This window comes from uncultured Campylobacter sp., assembly GCF_938045405.1.
GTDB lineage: Bacteria > Campylobacterota > Campylobacteria > Campylobacterales > Campylobacteraceae > Campylobacter_B.
This window is the reverse complement of sequence record NZ_CALIMW010000048.1, coordinates 1-1,658: the sequence shown is the minus strand read 5'-3', so window position 1 is coordinate 1,658 and position 1,658 is coordinate 1. Positions and strand designations below refer to the sequence as shown.

Sequence of the window (1,658 nt, the reverse complement as noted above, 5' to 3'; positions counted from 1 at the left end):
TTTTTTAGCTTGGATTAAAGAGCGATTCCGCCCGTTTCAGCGTAAAATTTAGACCCGCGGGGTAGAATTACAAAAATTTTTACACGGAGCAAACAATGAAAAATTTCTTTCTAGCCGCAATAGTTTGCGCGCTTTTTAGCGGTTGCGCATATGAAGCGCAGTTTAATCAAAACGCCGATGTGGCGCCGTTTGACGACACTATAAGCGCGACCAACGCCATGCAAAGTGCGCTCATTTACATCCCTGGCGAGCTAATGGGGACAAAAAGCTACGTCGCAAGCTCGAAGCTAGGCAGAGATGATGAGCTTAAAATCGACGTCGGCGAGTTCGTCGCAGGCGAGGCGAAGCGCTTCTTCGGCACCTACCTAAGGCGCGTAAGCGTCACCGACGACGAAAAAGCGCTGCAAGGTAAAGGGCTCGTTATCGCGCCTGAGCTTAGCTCATTCGGCTTTGGCTTTTACAGCTCCGACGGCATCGATGTTTCGGCAAAGCCCTACGTGCGCTACAATCTACGTCTAAAAATGTTTAAAAACGGAAAGCCGATCTACAACCAAAATATCGCCGTAAACGAGCGCAACTTCGGCGAGGAGGAATTCTTCGGCGGCGGTCAGGGCTCGTATGCGCAGATCGGCGGGATCTTTCAAAAATCTATGGCGAATGATTACGCCGTACACGCTAGAGAGATTTTGGACGTAATCAACGATAACTAATCGCGCTTGCGCCTTTGTGCGTGGTAAGCGGCATCTGGTCGATTATTTTTGCCCGCCATCTTGTGGTAAAATTTGTCGCGGCGATCTTACGACACGCACTTGCGGATCGTTGCGCCTAAAGCTCTGCGATATAATTAGCATGGCTTTAAAGCTCCCATAGACGCGCTTTCTTGCGGTATTTACTCATTTGGGGCATTGGATTTTGATATCGAGTTTGCCAGCGCTCCAGGCATCAAATTTAATCCCGCAAGCTGGGTAAATTCCGTAAAATGCACTATGAAATTTAACTCAGCAGTTTGTATTTAAGTGCGGCGAGCCAATAAATTCCGCACTTTGACATACTGCCTAATTACGTTTTTTAGGGCTAAGCTCCGCAAATAAACTTTTCACGTTCGCTGCTACGCTTGCATAAATTCCATATTCGCAGCACCAAAAATTCGATCTAAATTTAAAGCACCGATTAATATTAATTTTTATATCATTACTAAATTTTTTAAGGAGAGAATTATGAAAAAGTTTTTATTGCTTCCGTTTGCTTTCGCGGCGCTTTTTGCGGCACCAAGCTGCGATAATGTCCAGCTCAAAGCGGCTGTGGAAGGTATCAATAAGAGTGCGCCGATGCGAGTCGACGAGATTACCACTTTAACGGGCGCCGAGTGCAAAGACGGCAGCTTCATCTACAACTACGAGCTAAATGACGGCATGGGGATGAAATTTGACAGTGTCGGAAATGATCAAAAAACCGTGATACAAAATGTCATAGATAGCCAAAATAAGCAAATTTTTTGCAACCAGATGAAGGTAATGCATCCGCTAATAAACAGCGCGATATGGAGCTATAAGATAAAAAGTGGCGAAGAATTTATAAGGGTAGAATTTAAGCCTAGCGACTGCAAGTAGCGCTTGTGCAGGATTTAAAATTTAGCGCGGCGTGAGCCTTTGCCTGCT

General features: G+C 45.6%; 2 protein-coding genes. Both read left to right on the top strand.

All coding sequences use genetic code 11. From position 1 onward, the window contains the following. Nucleotides 1-95 precede the first annotated feature (95 nt). The gene (locus tag Q0140_RS01450; protein ID WP_297902312.1) at nt 96-710 is read left to right on the top strand and encodes a hypothetical protein; all 615 of its coding nucleotides are present in this window, start codon (nt 96-98) and stop codon (nt 708-710) included. A gap of 507 nt (nt 711-1,217) precedes the next feature. Next, nucleotides 1,218-1,610: a hypothetical protein gene (locus tag Q0140_RS01445; RefSeq protein WP_295150746.1), complete on the top strand. Its 393-nt coding sequence runs from the start codon at nt 1,218-1,220 to the stop codon at nt 1,608-1,610. Nucleotides 1,611-1,658 lie beyond the last annotated feature (48 nt).